Source organism: Neptunitalea lumnitzerae, assembly GCF_027924185.1.
GTDB classification, from domain to species: Bacteria; Bacteroidota; Bacteroidia; order Flavobacteriales; family Flavobacteriaceae; genus Neptunitalea; species Neptunitalea lumnitzerae.
This window is the reverse complement of record NZ_BRVO01000001.1, coordinates 882,756-898,461: the sequence shown is the minus strand read 5'-3', so window position 1 is coordinate 898,461 and position 15,706 is coordinate 882,756. Positions and strand designations below refer to the sequence as shown.

General features: G+C 33.2%; 16 protein-coding genes. 9 read left to right on the top strand and 7 right to left on the bottom strand.

The annotated features are described in order from the left end of the window. Positions 1-17 precede the first annotated feature (17 nt). From Y10_RS03965 to Y10_RS03950, 4 genes are all read right to left on the bottom strand, one after another. Complete coding sequence (locus Y10_RS03965; protein WP_309297815.1) at positions 18-1,580, bottom strand: DUF4301 family protein; 1,563 nt, start codon at positions 1,578-1,580, stop codon at positions 18-20. Between the two features lie 361 nt (positions 1,581-1,941). Next, positions 1,942-2,568 carry a nicotinamide riboside transporter PnuC gene (gene pnuC, locus Y10_RS03960; protein ID WP_281764067.1) on the bottom strand — a complete coding sequence of 209 codons (627 nt, stop codon included), beginning with the start codon at positions 2,566-2,568 and terminating at the stop codon, positions 1,942-1,944. An 8-nt stretch (positions 2,569-2,576) separates the two neighbouring features. Beyond that, the gene (locus Y10_RS03955; RefSeq protein ID WP_281764066.1) at positions 2,577-3,314 is read right to left on the bottom strand and encodes a geranylgeranylglyceryl/heptaprenylglyceryl phosphate synthase; all 738 of its coding nucleotides are present in this window, start codon (positions 3,312-3,314) and stop codon (positions 2,577-2,579) included. Further along, a complete protein-coding gene (locus Y10_RS03950) occupies positions 3,311-3,946 on the bottom strand; it encodes a 4'-phosphopantetheinyl transferase family protein (RefSeq protein ID WP_281764065.1) in 636 nt (211 codons plus the stop codon). Before Y10_RS03950 ends, Y10_RS03955 begins: the two co-directional genes overlap by 4 nt. A 104-nt stretch (positions 3,947-4,050) precedes the next feature. Here Y10_RS03950 and ahcY point away from each other — a divergent pair, with 104 nt between their 5' ends. After that, positions 4,051-5,367: an adenosylhomocysteinase gene (gene ahcY / locus Y10_RS03945; RefSeq protein ID WP_281764064.1), complete on the top strand. Its 1,317-nt coding sequence runs from the start codon at positions 4,051-4,053 to the stop codon at positions 5,365-5,367. A 111-nt stretch (positions 5,368-5,478) separates the two neighbouring features. Here the strand turns inward: ahcY and Y10_RS03940 are convergent, their stop codons facing one another. Both Y10_RS03940 and Y10_RS03935 read right to left on the bottom strand, forming a co-directional pair. Beyond that, entirely contained in the window at positions 5,479-6,864 is a 1,386-nt protein-coding gene (locus Y10_RS03940; protein WP_281764063.1) for a hypothetical protein, read from the bottom strand. Between the two features lie 13 nt (positions 6,865-6,877). Next, positions 6,878-8,251: a hypothetical protein gene (locus Y10_RS03935; RefSeq protein WP_281764062.1), complete on the bottom strand. Its 1,374-nt coding sequence runs from the start codon at positions 8,249-8,251 to the stop codon at positions 6,878-6,880. Positions 8,252-8,549: 298 nt separating this feature from the next. On the opposite strand from Y10_RS03935, the gene Y10_RS03930 reads away from it, so the two are divergent. From Y10_RS03930 to Y10_RS03900, 8 genes are all read left to right on the top strand, one after another. After that, positions 8,550-9,041 (top strand): DUF6646 family protein, encoded by a 492-nt coding sequence (locus Y10_RS03930; RefSeq protein WP_281764061.1) that lies wholly within the window; start codon positions 8,550-8,552, stop codon positions 9,039-9,041. A gap of 55 nt (positions 9,042-9,096) precedes the next feature. After that, entirely contained in the window at positions 9,097-9,402 is a 306-nt protein-coding gene (locus tag Y10_RS03925) for an RHS repeat-associated core domain-containing protein (RefSeq protein ID WP_408733607.1), read from the top strand. Then, positions 9,403-10,008, top strand: coding sequence for a hypothetical protein (locus Y10_RS03920; RefSeq protein WP_281764060.1), 606 nt, complete (start codon positions 9,403-9,405; stop codon positions 10,006-10,008). A 1-nt stretch (position 10,009) separates the two neighbouring features. After that, positions 10,010-10,729, top strand: a complete 720-nt coding sequence (locus tag Y10_RS03915) for a hypothetical protein (protein ID WP_281764059.1) — start codon at positions 10,010-10,012, stop codon at positions 10,727-10,729. Between the two features lie 2,390 nt (positions 10,730-13,119). Beyond that, entirely contained in the window at positions 13,120-13,416 is a 297-nt protein-coding gene (locus tag Y10_RS16950) for an RDD family protein (protein ID WP_408733612.1), read from the top strand. 163 nt (positions 13,417-13,579) lie between these two features. Continuing rightward, a complete protein-coding gene (locus tag Y10_RS03910) occupies positions 13,580-13,822 on the top strand; it encodes a hypothetical protein (RefSeq protein WP_281764058.1) in 243 nt (80 codons plus the stop codon). Next, a complete protein-coding gene (locus Y10_RS03905) occupies positions 13,823-14,128 on the top strand; it encodes a type II toxin-antitoxin system RelE/ParE family toxin (RefSeq protein WP_281764057.1) in 306 nt (101 codons plus the stop codon). It begins immediately after the preceding gene. An 82-nt stretch (positions 14,129-14,210) separates the two neighbouring features. Further along, positions 14,211-14,567: a hypothetical protein gene (locus Y10_RS03900; protein ID WP_281764056.1), complete on the top strand. Its 357-nt coding sequence runs from the start codon at positions 14,211-14,213 to the stop codon at positions 14,565-14,567. Between the two features lie 115 nt (positions 14,568-14,682). On the opposite strand, the gene Y10_RS03895 is transcribed toward Y10_RS03900, so the two are convergent. Beyond that, a complete protein-coding gene (locus tag Y10_RS03895) occupies positions 14,683-15,699 on the bottom strand; it encodes a phytase (RefSeq protein WP_281764055.1) in 1,017 nt (338 codons plus the stop codon). Positions 15,700-15,706: the final 7 nt, after the last annotated feature.

Below are 15,706 nucleotides of genomic sequence, written 5' to 3'. Positions count from 1 at the left end.
TTACACGGTGTTACTTACTAAAGTTTTACCTGGTGAGCAGGCTTTAATAAATCAATCACAGTTTTAACCGGATTAAAGGTACTCAAAGGCACCTCTACAAAAATGGTATTCCAGTTAGCCATAGCACCATTCCATAAACCTGGTAACTCTAATGCCTTTAAATCTTTACCCTCTCTTGTTTTTTGAGTAATAAACCCTTGCTTAGGGTCTACAAATTTTCTTAAATCGTACTTTTCGCCTTTGTAATTTCTAACACTACACACAATATCTACAGGGTTGAAGTGTGTAGACTTTTGTAAAATATTACGTTGCGATTTACTAGACATATCTATTTGCGCCGATTCTATAATTTGTAAAGAAATACAAGCATCTTCACCTTTTACCCAAAATGGGCCACCACCAGGCTCTCCTTCATTTTTAACCATACCACAAATTCTAATAGGACGATCAAGAATTTCTTTCAAATATTCAATCTGGTAAATCTCCTTATATTTTTTAAAGTGAGGTGTAATTGAAATACTTAACTTTTCTTCTAGGAAAATTTTAATCATTTCAATATCGTTAGAGTACACTAAAGGCTCATCTAATAAGCTTCGGTATTCAAAAGCTTTCTGTTGTATTTTCAACAACATACCCGCTAACATCTTTTTATATTCTGCTAAAGTATGTTTGTAACGCATCACAACTACGTTATCAATATTCTTAATAAAGATAATATCTGCTTCAACATCGTTTAAATTTTCAATCAAAGCACCATGCCCTCCCGGTCTAAATAAAATAGTACCATCTTCTTCTCTAAACGGATTGTTATCCATATCAACCGCAATGGTATCTGTAGATTTCTTTTGGTAAGAGAAAGAAATATCAAACTTTACGTTAGTTTTACTTTCTACGTGCACCCGTACTTTTTCGTACTCATCTTCAAACTTGCTTCTGTGTTCTTCTGCAATAGTTAAATGTAATTTTGCTAAGCCATTAGAAGTAGCATATAATGCAGCCTCATACAAATGTTCTTCAAAAGCAGTAGACGGGTGAGTTTTATAGCGGTGAAAAGGAAGTGCTCCTTTAGGGTAACTACCAAAGTTAAATCCTTCTTCTAAAAGTAATTCTCTAACAAAGTGATACTTCTGATAATCGTCTGACAAGTCTTCAAAATTCGGAATTTTTTCTAGTAAACTTTCTGCCACTTCTTTATAGAAAGGAAATTTTTCCACTCCAATAAAGAAAGTATTCATATCAAAAGCCTTCTCCCTATTTACATAAGAGTTAAATGTTTCCTTTTCAGGATCGTATTCATTAATAAATTTAAAAACCGATTTGAACATTCTAGATGCAGCCCCAGATGCTGGTACAAATTTTAAAAGGGAGAGTTCATTCATTCTTCCTTCAAATTCTTTTACAAATGCAGCTCTGTTTTCATCTGAAATTTTATGAATTCCGTTCTCATAAGTAGCGGGAGCAACCAAGGTAACAAAAGGAATTCCTTCTTCAAAAATGTCTAATTGTTCTTCAATCTTACTTGCAGGTATGCCTCGGTCTGCAAATACATCTTTGTCGGTTTTCGTTAAAGTTTCCATCATGTTTTTAGTAAGTATTAGTATCTTAATTGCTTTAAGGAATACCTGTATTTTTCTTTTTCAAAAAAATTTATGATTTCCATAGAGAAACCCTAAAAGCAACTTTAGTTATAAATAATTCAAAATAGCAAAAGGGGGATGTTAATATACATTAAAAATTACAATTACCCTTGTTATCATAATGGTAAATTTAAGTAAAATCAGCATTTACGAATAGATGTTAACAGAAATTAATACATCTTCAAAAATCTTTAAGATTTTTTTACTTCCCAATAGCACTAGACTATTCTATAAGTAACCTAAAGAAGCTTGTTTTAACTCCTATAGAAAAATAACCCTAAGTTATAACAGTATCAACTATATATTAAGCATCTGCTTGCATACTTTTTCTCCAGGCAAAATACCCTTGTACTGCCAGCACGGTAAAAATAACATATTGCAAAGATAGAATACCCATACCTCTGTAAGCATATAATGGTATGGTAATTAGATCTGCAAAAATCCATAAGGTCCAGTTTTCTAACTTCTTAATAGCCATATACCACATAGCTGTAAAAAACACTCCCGAAGTAAAAATATCTATATAATTAGCTGTTTGTAATTGGTATCCAGCACCTTTATAAACTAAATAGGTAACAATCATGGTTGCTATAAACATACCTACCCCAATAAGTTTTTCTTTGGTATTGGTACGTGATATTTGTACTACATGCTCTTCTTTACTATTAGTGCGCGCCCAATTATACCAACCATAGATACTCATAACAGAGTAATAGAAATTCATCATCATATCTCCGTAATACTCGGCTACATATAATAAGTACACCGTAATTACGGTAGCTACCAAACCTGTAGGATACACTAAAATATTTTCCTTTTTAGAGTAGTACACACTAGCAATACCAAATACAAAGGCAATAGTTTCTAATACAATTTCAAACACAGGTTTATCTATGTAAGGGTCAAAGAAAAAACTATACACTTCATTCATATACTTATCTATTTAGCAATGGTTATATTTTGTAATACCTCAAAAAATGTTTCATCCTCTTCAAAGGCAGTACCTATCACAATCATATCAGCACCACTTTTTATAGTATCTAATAGCGCCTTTTCGGTACGTATACCACCGCCAACTATAATGGGTATTGTGAGGTCTTGCTTCACTTCTCTAATAACCTCTACAGGAACCGGATGCAAAGCCCCACTACCCGCCTCTAAGTACATTAATTTATTACCCATAAACTCCCCTGCTTTTGCCGTATCTTTAATTCGGTTTATTTCAGTAAAAGGTATGGGCGTGGTATGGGTTACTTGCATAGTAGCCGTTTCTTTACCACCATCTAATAAAATGTATCCGGTAGATACTACCTCTAACGAAGCTTCTCTTAAAAAAGGAACCGAAGCTACCTGCTGATCTATTAAATACTCAGGGTTTCTACCTGACAGTAACATCAAAAACAAGAGTCCGTCTGCTTTGTTGGTTAACTGGCCCACATCTCCCGGAAACAAAACAACAGGCTTGGTAGTATGCTGTTTTATAGCAGCAACCAATGGTTCTGTTATCCCGGCAGCTACTGTACTACCCCCTACCAAAATAACAGCAATAGCAGTTTGAGACACCTTATTCATAAAGGCAGGCACCTCAGCAAGTGTTAACTTATCAGGGTCTATAAGTACGGCTATTAAGGGAGCACCACTAGCCTTAGCATTTACTATAGTATGGTAATAACTCATATTTTAGGATAGGCATAAGCACACATAAAACCACCAAATTCTAAAAAAGCAATATCATAAAGGGTTTGGGTGTGGTTATAATTAATTTCTCCAGAGGTTGCCAAGGCATCTTCTTTAAAGTTAAACACATTAATATGTTGTAAAAAACTTAATCCGGGGGTTGCGTATATTTTGTATAAAGACTCTTTAGCGCACCATACTTTGGTTAATTTTTCTACCAACTGTTCCTCGTTGGTAAGGTGAGCATAATCTTTAAGTGTTGTAAACTTAGGTGCTATTCTTATAATCTTAGCACGTTTCATTTCAATATCTATTCCAACGTCATGGCTTGTACTTACTATTACTGCGGCATACTCAAAAGAGTGGGTTATAGAAATATAATTGCCATCTTTTAAGTGGGGTTTTCCGTTAGCATCATAAAACAAATCGTGTGCTGTATACCCAAACTTTTGCAGTAAGTGCCTCACACTTAGAAACCCTCTTCTATGAATATCAGATTTCATTCCGGCTACTCTATCTTGGCACTGGGGTGTTAAAACTACCCCATCTAAAAGTGTCTCAAAAGACTCTTCAATATTCCAAATCAGCACTTTAGTACTGGTATTTACTGTTATAGTTTTGTAAAGCGGCATTCGTTTTTAAAAGTTATTGCTTACCTTTGCAGCCCGTAATTTACGGAAACATTTAGCTGTACTACTGCAATAGCAGTAATAATTGTAAAAATAAGTAAAGTAATATGAGTACAAAAACAATTCCTTACGTACCTTATAAAGTAAAGGATATTTCTTTAGCCGATTGGGGAAGAAAAGAGATTGAGCTTGCAGAAGCTGAGATGCCAGGATTAATGTCTTTAAGAGCAGAATACAAAGACGAGCAGCCTTTAAAAGGTGCAAGAATTGCAGGTTGTTTACACATGACCATTCAAACAGCTGTTTTAATTGAAACACTTGTAGCTTTAGGTGCAGAGGTTACCTGGAGTTCTTGTAACATATTTTCTACACAAGACCATGCTGCTGCGGCTATTGCTGCTGCTGGTATACCTGTGTATGCTTGGAAAGGAATGAATGCTGAAGAATTTGATTGGTGTATAGAACAAACACTATTTTTTGGTGAAGACCGCAAGCCACTAAACATGATTTTAGATGATGGTGGAGATCTTACCAATATGGTATTAGATGTATACCCAGAACTTGCAGATGGTATTAAAGGATTGTCTGAAGAAACTACTACAGGAGTACACCGTTTATATGAGCGTATGAACAAAGGTACTTTACCAATGCCTGCTATTAATGTAAACGACTCTGTTACAAAATCTAAATTTGATAACAAATACGGATGTAGAGAGAGTGCTGTTGACGCTATTAGAAGAGCTACCGATGTTATGTTAGCTGGTAAACGTGTAGTGGTTTGTGGGTATGGTGATGTAGGTAAAGGTACTGCTGCTTCTTTTAGAGGTGCGGGATCTATTGTTACTGTTACCGAAATTGACCCTATTTGTGCTTTACAAGCTGCTATGGACGGGTATGAAGTTAAAAAATTAGAAAACGTATTGGCAAAAGCTGATATTGTTATTACTACTACCGGAAATAAAGATATTGTTAGAGGTGAACATTTTTCTGCTATGAAAGATAAAACCATTGTTTGTAACATTGGACACTTTGATAACGAGATTGATGTAGCTTGGTTAAACACTAACTTTGGTGAAACAAAAGTAGAGATTAAACCACAAGTTGATAAATACACCGTTAACGGAAACGATATTATTTTATTAGCTGAAGGTAGATTGGTAAACCTTGGCTGCGCTACAGGACACCCAAGTTTTGTAATGAGTAACTCTTTTACCAACCAAACATTGGCACAAATTGAGTTATGGAACTACACTGATAAATATGAGAACAAGGTTTATATGTTACCTAAACACTTAGATGAAAAGGTAGCTAAATTACACCTTGCTAAAATTGGAGTAGAACTTACAGAACTTTCTGAAGAGCAAGCTGAATATATTGGGGTTACGGTTGAAGGACCATTTAAGCCTGAGTATTACAGATACTAAACCAAATATTCTATATATAGAAAAAGGGAGTTGTTATAAAACAACTCCCTTTTTTAATTGTTCCACTTCTAAGTTTGTACTGAAATAGTATACGTTTAATATTCTATTTTACTATAACTCTCTAACCGAAAAGTTACAATACCCGCTATTACTACCACTATTGGCTACGCGCAAGGTTTTAGAAGAACCCGTGTTGTGCCATACACTTGGGCGGTACACCTCTCCGGCATTCATACGAATAGCAAATGTAATTACAGCACCTGCCTGCGAATACCCTGAACGCGGAAACGCAATAACCGACTTTTTAAAGTAGGCTGTTCCTAATGGAGAAAATAGTATAGCCTCTACCTGCGTACCCCCATTAATAGAAGACGCATTAAAATTAAAACCAAAAGAAATAATATAGTTACCCGTACGCGGTGCAGTAAATGCTCCGGTACTAGGGTTAAAATCTCCGTTGGTATCGGTTACCTCATTCCAATTGGTAATTAAAACCGGGTCTACCGTTTGGTTAATGGTTTGCGAGGTTGTTTTTTTGGCTACCACAATAGACTTCTGCACGTTACTTTCTACTTGATGCCAGTTAGCTCCATCACTGTATTGAATGGTACCCCCTGACTCGGTAGTATATCGTATAGCACCAGCACCTGCCGCATTAGCATCAATATCTGTAGTACCAATAGCTAAGTACCCATTCCCAGGGTTACTGGTGTTGCCCGCATTAGAGCGCATATCTAGCCTAGCTATAGGAGGTGATGTACCCAAGCCAATTCTGTTATTTACAGTATTTACAGAAAAGGTAGAACCATCTACGGTAAACTGTCCCGTACCTGAATATCCGCTTGTGGTAAACGACAGGTTTTTATCTGCCAAGGTTACCACCCTATTCCCTGTTAACGTACTACTGCTGTTATAAAGGTTTGGTAAGGTAACAGCATTAGAAGTAACACCATTTACAGTACCAGTTAAGTTATACCCAAGTAACGCTAAACTAGAACTATTAATTACTGGCGCCCCTGAAGAGGCAACCCCATTAACCGTAGTAGTTAAGGTATTGTTTACATTGGTATTAGAAACTGAGGTCACTAGGTTAGCCGTATCGGTAACATCTTGCACTGTGCTGGTGAGCACATTACCAGATGACGACACTCCGCTAGGGTAGGTAACATCACTTTTTAAAGGTTGCCATAGCGTACCATCAAAATAATACAACCCTACCGAAGTTACATTAGCCGTAGCAGTAGAAATAACCCCAGACACATCTGTAATGTATACAAAAGCACCTGTTTGAGTAGTAGTATAAGCGGCATCTTTACCCACCAATTGTTTACGTGTTAACCTAGGTGGTATTAATCCGTCTGCAGTAGTGGTAACCGTAGGTTCTCCGTCAATCTCTAAGGTAGCATTGGCTGTAGCCGACCCGTCTGATATACGTATTTGAGCATGCACATGCAACCCCATTACTATAAGTAATAGTACTAAAATTTTATATTTCATATCTCAAGGGGCTTTACAGTTCTACTACAGAAAAGTTATTAAACCCATCATCATAGATACTTCCGGGTACACGCAAAGAACGGTTTCCACCAAGACTATGCCATATTACTGGTCTTACAGTTTCGCCCGCATCTAACTGTACCGTAAAACTAATAACAGCACCTGCTTGGGCAGTACCTCCTGCTGGAAAAGCCACTACCGATTTCATAGAACTGGTTGAACCACCATCTGTATATTTTAATTGTGCCTCTACCTGAGAATTATCTGCTATGCTTCCTTGTGAAAAATTAAAGCTAAAAGAAACCACATAACTTCCATCTCTTGGTGCGGTAAAAACTCCTGTAGACGGATTGTAATCTCCGTTTAAATCGGTAATTTCTATCCAGTTGGTAATATTCGTTTCAGAATTATTACTTACCGTTTGGGAGGCGGTTTTTTTAGCAATAATAATAGACTTTTGTACCGTACTTTCAAGGGCATTCCACACTACACCGTTACTATACTCAATACCACCACCATCTGTAGTAGTATACCGTATGGCACCGGCACCGGCAGTGGTTGCAGCGGTACTGGTAGTACCTATCCCTAAATAACCTTCACCCGGATTGGTAGTATCTCCAGGATTGGCACGGATATCTAAATTGGCTACTGGGCTGTTGTTACCTACCCCTACCCGGTTGTTTACCGCATCTACGTTAAAGGTATTACCATCTATAGTAAAATGGCTAGTACCCGTTGTGGCTGTAGACGTAAAAGACAAGGCATTGTTAGCAAGCGACACTACGCGGTTACCATTTAAACTACCATTTACCGTATATAGGTTGGGCACGGTAATAGTGTTAGAAGTAACGCCGTTTAAACTACTATTTACCGTGTTGTTGGCTACCGCTAAACTATTGCTAGTTATTAACGATACGCCCGAACCGGTAACGCCGTTTACCGCAGTACTAAAGTTGTTGTTGTTAGAGGCATTAACTACACTGTTCACAACAGTTGCAGTGTAGTCTGTACCATCTACAGTACTGGTTAAGGTGTTGCCAGAGGTTGCAATGTTATGAGAGGTAGTCTCATACATATCTAACCGCTGCCAAACACTTCCGTCAAAAAAATACATTCCAACAGCGGTAACATTGGCCGTACTAGCGTTGGTAGTACCAGACACATCTGTTACGTAAACAATGGCACCTTTTTGGTTGGTACCATAGGCTGTTTTAGCTATCAGCTGGCTCCGTGTAAGTTTGGGTGGAATAATACCATCTGGCGTAGAGGTTTCTGTAGGTCTCCCCTCTACATCTAAGTTAGCTTGTGGTGCGGTAGTGTTGATACCGACTTGAGCAAACGTAGCATACCCTATAAGGGCTATGCCTAGAGTAATTAGTTTATTCATATTTTGGGGCTTTTAATAATTACATTAAATATCTAATTATTATTCTATTATCTCAAAGAAAATGAGGTAAAAATCATACAATTCTCTTTAGATTGAACAGAAATATGTATTTAACAATTTCAGTGTAAAAATTTTATTTATATACTAAAAAACCGAGCAAAAAAAAGCTTCTCATTGTCATACTGGTATTTTGACATACCATTTTTCCGTTTACAACACCTTACTACGGTTTATAGGTATTGTTATATTATAGGCTAATTTTGTATATCTTTAAGTTTTTAAAAAATAACCGATAACTATGAAAAAGTTTTTAAGTATTCTTATACTGTTTGTAACTATACAAACCATCAACGCGCAGGCTTTTACAGGTAAGGGTGATACCAAATTTCAGGTAGGTGCCAACATACAAGATTTAGGCACCGGTATTAATGTTACGTATGATGTTGGTGTAGGCTCTAATATATCTTTTGGGATAGCCGGTAGCTATTTGTTAGGTATAGACGAGCATATAGATGCCGATTTTTTAGACCGTTTTGATATTAAAGGTAGGTTTAATGCCAACTTACAAGATGTTTTAAACATTTGCGATTGTTTTGATATTTACCCAGGGTTAGACATAAGCCTTAAAAATTTTGGTGGGCATGTAGGTACTCGCTACTTTTTTACAGACGGCTTTGGGTTGTATGCCGAAGGTGGTTTCCCTATTGCTAAATACGACGATACCCTAACCCCTGCCGAACATTTACATAACCAGTTTGTGCTTACTGTTGGAGCTAGTTTTAATTTTTAAAAGCTAACTTAACAACTATTACCCCTTTGGCTTACGTCATAACGGGTATAACGACTTGCAATCCGGAACTAAGGGAGGAGATTTTAAATATCAGGGGCAAGAAAGAAATGAGGACTTAGGATTAAACTGGGATAGCTTTAAATGGCGTAACTATGATTATGCTATTGGTAGGTTTATGTCTATTGACCCGTTGGCGGAGCAAATGAGGAGATTTTCACCTTATACCTATGCGTTTAATAATCCTATTTATTTTATTGATCCGGATGGGATGGCGCCGGAAAGTACTATTGTTACTAAAAATGAAGACGGAACATACACCGTAACAGGTGGAGATGCATATGATAATGATAATGGAATCTAAGTGGATGATGGAAAAGAAGGAAAAGGGGAATTGATAGGATACTCAGCTACACCTGAGTCATTCTATTATTCTGAAACAGAAAAGACTCCAGGAGATGGAACAGGGCAATTCTTAGGAACGATTGACCCAAAAGATAATTCTGGTAAGAATTTTTTAAATGATTTAATCAAAGAAGATCCTAGTTTAGAAACATATTTACCGAATACAGTGGGAGGAGAAAAGTATGATTTTAAAACCACTAATGGTACAGATAAGGTTCAATTTACTACTAATGAAGATAAATACAGAGGAATGCCGATATTAGGAGATAAAAATGGGAAACCTATTTTTGCATCAGCAAGAGATGTGGGCAATATTGGAGCTGGACTTGTTGCAGGTAAAGATGGTATGAGCTGGAGTACTGCACGTTTAGGCTTTGATGGTCTTGAATCATATCAACAAAGTGGTTTTTCTTCTGAATCTTCAAGTACTCAATTTGGACAAAAATTGGGACATAGAATTGGTTCTCAAATGTATTTAAAATTTAAAGCAAGTAGGTTACCTGGTAATGGTCATTTAAGAAGTACTACAATATCTAAGGATGTTGTTAAACGAAAAGATTTATAAAATGAGAAATATAAAAATTATATCTTTTACACTTTTATTTCTGATTTTGTTTATTGGTTGCAACAAGAATGAAAGGAATGTTAATAATGTAGCACCTAAGGATTCTAAATTAGATGTTGAAATTTTAAGTAGAGCCAAGCAAATATTATTTAACGATGATGATTTAATTCTAGTTGTTAATATTTCAAATGAATGGGATGTTATGAATAATCACTTACTATTCTATAACCATTCAAAACTTTATGGAGCTGAATATTTACCAGCTCAAAGAGTGGAGTCTATTAAAATGAATAATATAGTTATTATAAAAAATGATGATTTAATGGCTAAATCAAATCGATTCATTAGTGATATTCCTAAAAAATATTCTTATCGTTTTTTAACTAAAGAAGTAACAAAAGGCAGTCATAGAATAAGTAATAAAATTATTAAAAAAATGTTTTTAGACTCTAAAAACAATGTAGTAATAGATGTCTTATATTCAGATGATTTATATTTAGGATTAAGAGGTTTTAAGGCACTATTAGATAGTGATAACTTAGAGAAGTTTAATAAAAAACGTCAAATTACCTACCCTATATCTGATTTACTTATCGATTATGAGAATAATTCTATTATTATTGAATCCATATCGGATAAAAATATTTTAGATAGAGATCAGATGATAATTGAATCGGACGATGTAATGAAAGACTTTTATAATCAACTTATTCAAAAATAGATATTACTAATATATTCCTTAAGGTAATGTCGGTAATGTCCCAGATTAGGACATACCATACAAACAGCATTTAAACATTTGAAAAACAGTAGTTAATAGTAATATTGGCTGCTGTTTTCTTCTTTATGGATATTTTTGGAATAGTTCACTAATAAACACACCCCCAACAACTTTTGCCAGTTGTTGGGGTTTATATTTTTAGAAAATGAAAAGGTTGTTAGTCTTTATTTAAGAATTAAACTGTAAGAAAAGGTTTTAAAGGCTATCTTTATACCTGTAACGTTAATAGATGAACAGGCTCAATTAACAATTTTGAATAATGGAAAAAACTAAGGTATTTTTACTATTCTTTTTAGACTATCTATGTACTTATTATCTGTGTACATATTTTGCTGAAACAAAAATTTATGGATTTTTTCCGATGATTAAATTGAGTTTCTATGTATCATCTTTTATTCTCAGTTTATTATTTTTCTGTTTAACCACATGGCTATTAAATAAACTTACCAAACAAAAATTAGCTAATATTAGTTTTGCCTTTATTTTTCTACATTCAGCGTTAACTTCTATTTATTATATAAATTATCATTATCAAGAACATGTTACCTTAAGTGAATATTGTACTGTACTAACTAGTTTATATCTAATAGCTATAGTTATATTCTTAATAGTGTATTTTATTTTTCTCTATATCAATAAGAAAATCTTAATAGATAACTTTATACTATTATTTCCAGTAATTTTATACTTTAATTCTGATAAGATTGACACTTACTGGTTAATGCCTGCCTGTTATTTCCTTTACTTTATTTCTAGTTTAACAAATACGAAAAGTCATTTAGATTTAAAATACTAAGTACTAAGGCAAAATGGTTAGATGATTATCCCTTTAGGTTTGAAGAAATTAGATGTGTTTTTATAAATAATGATTACTTATATTCGTTATCATTATTATTAAAAGTTGTAATGTAGTAAATTGGGGATAATGTCTTAAACTAACACTTTTAAGAAAATAAATTACTAATAAAACAAAATATCATTGCTTAAATTCTTTAAAAACACTCTTGTCAATTCAGATTTAAGTGGTATTTCTAGAGATATTTTAATTTCCATTTCCAGTAGTTTGTAATCACAAGGAAAACTAATAACATACTATTATGAAACTAATAAATATGATGTTGAATAAAAACATGATTAATGTTCTTAAGATAACTAATCTATTAATAGAGATTTTATTGGTTTCATTTCTATTTTTACTTGGTATAGCAGGAGGACATTATCAAATTAATAATTTTATAATAGAAGCTTTTATACTCTTAGTTTCAAGCGTTATTGCATTTGTTTTCTTTAAGAAAACAAATATTTTTTTAAAAGGCATCAATTATCTTGGTTTAACTGTTAGCTTAATTCTTATAATTTTAATTTTAAATAATTTTATAAATTTTGGTAACCCTAGAAAACTAATATTTCTAACATTCATTAAATTAATGATGTGTATTTCAATATTAGTTAATATGACTCTGATCTTAATAAAATTAAATAAGAAATAGAAAGATTGAAAAGATAAGACATGTATCGAAATAATTGTTTTATTCTGGAATAAATAGCACTTTACAAAAGCAAACTAATAAATATTTAAAATTGTTTCAAACATCTAAGACACTTCCTTCTGCATGGATATTTTAAATTAATTCTATTATGATTTTATATATATATTTATTTTTTGAAGTATTAGTTTATGTATTGCTAACTATCTATTTATTTAAACTTTTATTAAAGGATAATAAAATTGTTGTGAGTGTTATCTATTTTGCTGTATTGTGGTTTTTTGCAGAAGTATTTAATCAAGTTCATATTTTACTTAGAGAACATTCTATTTATGTAGAGTTAGGTCATGGTTCTATTATCAATATTTTAATATTGTTAATCTTTCATATAATTGGTTTCAGTGTAATATTATATAGAATAAAATCTAAATGAGGTGGTTCGGGAGTGTCCCCAATTAAGATATGACGTACAACTCAATAATTTAAAAACCGGAAAGCCAGTAGTTAATAAAATATGTTTTGCTATTTGTAAAATCATTAAGTACTACAGATCTAATTTTCACCGTAAGTACCTTTAATCAAATTATTCTTAATAATTTTAGTTATTTTGAAAAAAAAATCTAACCGTTAAATAATGAAAATATCTGAATTATATATTACTAAAACAGTGGACAGGAGAGTTAGAAATTATGATGGAAGTTTTTACATTGAAAAACAAACATTTAAAGTACCCTACAACCCAAATGTAGAAGTTATATATAGACGACTATTTGCAAAATTTATTGATATGATTGTTGTTTTTTCTTTGATTTTTATTTTAAAAGATTTGATTAATGTAGGGAGATTATTTTTACTAGTTTTTTTTTAAGTGTTATTATTATCATGTCTATTTTGGAGTTTTTAACAGCGATTACTCCAGGGAAATTTATTTTTGGATTAAGAATTTTGGATGATAATTGTAAAAAATTAACTATCAAGTTTTCTATAATTAGAAACAGTGTTGTGTACTTTTTAATCTTTATGTCATTATTTCCAATGTTAAATTATATAAATAAGTATGAAAAATGGCAAGAGAAAAAAAAGTTCTATGTAATAAGGAAAAAAGATATATCAACCGTTAAAAATATGACTGATGTTTAGTCTGCAACCTAATAGGTAATATAGTAAATCTTGAATGCTTAAAAATTACATGAGAGGCAAACCATTTTGCTGCTTGTTTAAGTGACCTGTGAATAGAAAAAATTGAAAATATTTATATTCTAAAATCGTTATATTTGTTAGAAAGCTGATAAATAAAAAAGGTATGGACATTCAATTAGAAAAATATAAATTAATGAAATGGTTGATAAACCTTGAGGATGAAGCAATTATTTCTAAATTAAATAATTTTAAGAATGAGCTCACCGCAACTTCTAATTGGACTAATGAAATTTCTGAAACTGAAAAGTTAATGGTTGAAGCTGGCTTAAAGGATGTGGAAGATGGAAATACCTTTACCCATGAGGAAGTAATGAAACAAATCAATGATGCTTACGGTTTAAAGTAAATGGAAGTTATCTGGACTAGGTTAGCACTTATTACCTATAAAGAGATTTTTGAAAATCTTGAATTGAGATGGACAAAAAAAGAGATGATTACCTTTAGAGATTTAACCCACAAATCAATAGAAAAGATTAAAAACCATCAAGTTATTCATCCATTTGCAAATGAAAAATTAGGCATTAGAAAAGCAAAAATTCATAAAAACGTAACGTTGTTCTACACCACCAATACAGAAAGTAACAAAATATATATCATTACGTTTTTTAACAATCGAATGAATCCAAAAACCTTAAAAAAACTATTGCCATAAACTAGTTATTAAGGCAAACCCTACACATCTATGCTTTAATAGTTATCTTTTACTATTAAAGGGAATACAGAACACATTTGTTATGAAACCATTTATTATTTGTTGCCTACTCATACTATTTACTAGTTGTAGCAAACCGAACTTTCATTTACATAAAAGTATAACTGATGAAACATTTAAAAAAATTAGAGATATTAAAGTATTAAAGGAAGGTGATAGTATTTGGTTAACTTCAGAAACTCTCTGTATTAAAGATGGTGAAGATGTAGCGAAAATAGGGAATATAAGAAAAGGTAGAAAAAGAGGAAAATGGTATTACTATCGTATAACAAACAGTGAAGAAAATAAAGATACTTTGATTTGCTATTTAATTAAACAGTATCGTAAAAGAGATACTTTACAAATATATTCTTCCTCAGTTAATTGGGCAGATTGGTAAATTTCTAAGTCTTTATAATAACCTCCCCTTAACACATAACCCAAACTATAAAAAAACCCCTTACCAACTATAGTAAGGGGCCCAACAACACTTGAAAGTGATGAAATTCAACAATTTATTCTAATCCTAATTTCTTAAAGTCATATAAATAAAAACTGGCATCGTCATTCATAGCTGCAAAAAGACCCTGTGTAAAGGTGCTGTTTAGTGGTACGGTAACCACATCGCATCCATCGGTTTCTACAGTAGATAAATTCAATGCTTTTACAAAGGTATTATCGGTTCTGTTATACACATTAAACTGTCCATGTTGCTGGTCAGATACTATAATGTACCCAGTACCATCTGGTTTGGTAGCAATAGCAATTCCTTCAATATCCTCTACAAAGTCTTTTTGGCCAAAAAAGTTTACTTGCTCATTTCCTTTAGAAGGCTCTGCAAAGTATTTACGCACACCCGCCATTTCGTCTGAGTAGTATACAAACCCTAGAGCATCATCTACCGCAATAGCTTCAATCTCTTTTTTACCACTAAACTTACCAAACTTTCTTACAACCTCTCCGGTAACAATACCTGTACTATCGGCAGTTAATTTATATTGGTATAAATAGTTTTCTAATGGACCTGTTTTACGCCCTACAATAGCGTACATAGCACCATCTTTAGGCGACTTATACAGGCTAATACCCATAGGAAACTTAAACTCATTATTGGCATCATCTGCAAATACAGGTATTCCACCATTATCTAAAGGCTTCATATCGGGTACAGAAAACACTCTTATTTGCTGCTTTTCTCTTTCGGTAAAAGCAATAATATCGGTAGTAGTGCTATCGTTAATTGCAAAACCATAACGTAGGTCTACGTTGTTAGGTCTTTTTACATTTAAAATACACTTCTCTGGTATTATTTTACCATCTAAATCAAAGGCATATATACCTCCGTTGGTATCCTTATCGGTTCCAAAAACAATACTTTTAGAAGCATCTTCCGGGTTTACCCATATTGCAGGATCATCGGTATCGTTAGGTGTTTTTTCTGTAATTACATCCGGAGCAATAGCCGGTTGTTTCTCTTTCATATTACACGCAAAAAAACCTAAAGCGCATAATCCTAATACTATCTTTTTCATTCAATTC

Bases quoted from the DNA above. Each gene is read 5' to 3' on its own strand.
- Y10_RS03965 (WP_309297815.1), bottom strand. From the start codon at position 1,580: ATGATGGAAACTTTAACGAAAACCGACAAAGATGTATTTGCAGACCGA.
- Y10_RS03905 (WP_281764057.1), top strand. From the start codon at position 13,823: ATGGAAGTTATCTGGACTAGGTTAGCACTTATTACCTATAAAGAGATT.
- Y10_RS03940 (WP_281764063.1), bottom strand. From the start codon at position 6,864: ATGAAATATAAAATTTTAGTACTATTACTTATAGTAATGGGGTTGCAT.
- Y10_RS03930 (WP_281764061.1), top strand. From the start codon at position 8,550: ATGAAAAAGTTTTTAAGTATTCTTATACTGTTTGTAACTATACAAACC.
- ahcY (WP_281764064.1), top strand. From the start codon at position 4,051: ATGAGTACAAAAACAATTCCTTACGTACCTTATAAAGTAAAGGATATT.
- Y10_RS03935 (WP_281764062.1), bottom strand. From the start codon at position 8,251: ATGAATAAACTAATTACTCTAGGCATAGCCCTTATAGGGTATGCTACG.
- Y10_RS03910 (WP_281764058.1), top strand. From the start codon at position 13,580: ATGGACATTCAATTAGAAAAATATAAATTAATGAAATGGTTGATAAAC.
- pnuC (WP_281764067.1), bottom strand. From the start codon at position 2,568: ATGAATGAAGTGTATAGTTTTTTCTTTGACCCTTACATAGATAAACCT.
- Y10_RS03900 (WP_281764056.1), top strand. From the start codon at position 14,211: ATGAAACCATTTATTATTTGTTGCCTACTCATACTATTTACTAGTTGT.
- Y10_RS03915 (WP_281764059.1), top strand. From the start codon at position 10,010: ATGAGAAATATAAAAATTATATCTTTTACACTTTTATTTCTGATTTTG.
- Y10_RS03895 (WP_281764055.1), bottom strand. From the start codon at position 15,699: ATGAAAAAGATAGTATTAGGATTATGCGCTTTAGGTTTTTTTGCGTGT.
- Y10_RS03955 (WP_281764066.1), bottom strand. From the start codon at position 3,314: ATGAGTTATTACCATACTATAGTAAATGCTAAGGCTAGTGGTGCTCCC.
- Y10_RS03950 (WP_281764065.1), bottom strand. From the start codon at position 3,946: ATGCCGCTTTACAAAACTATAACAGTAAATACCAGTACTAAAGTGCTG.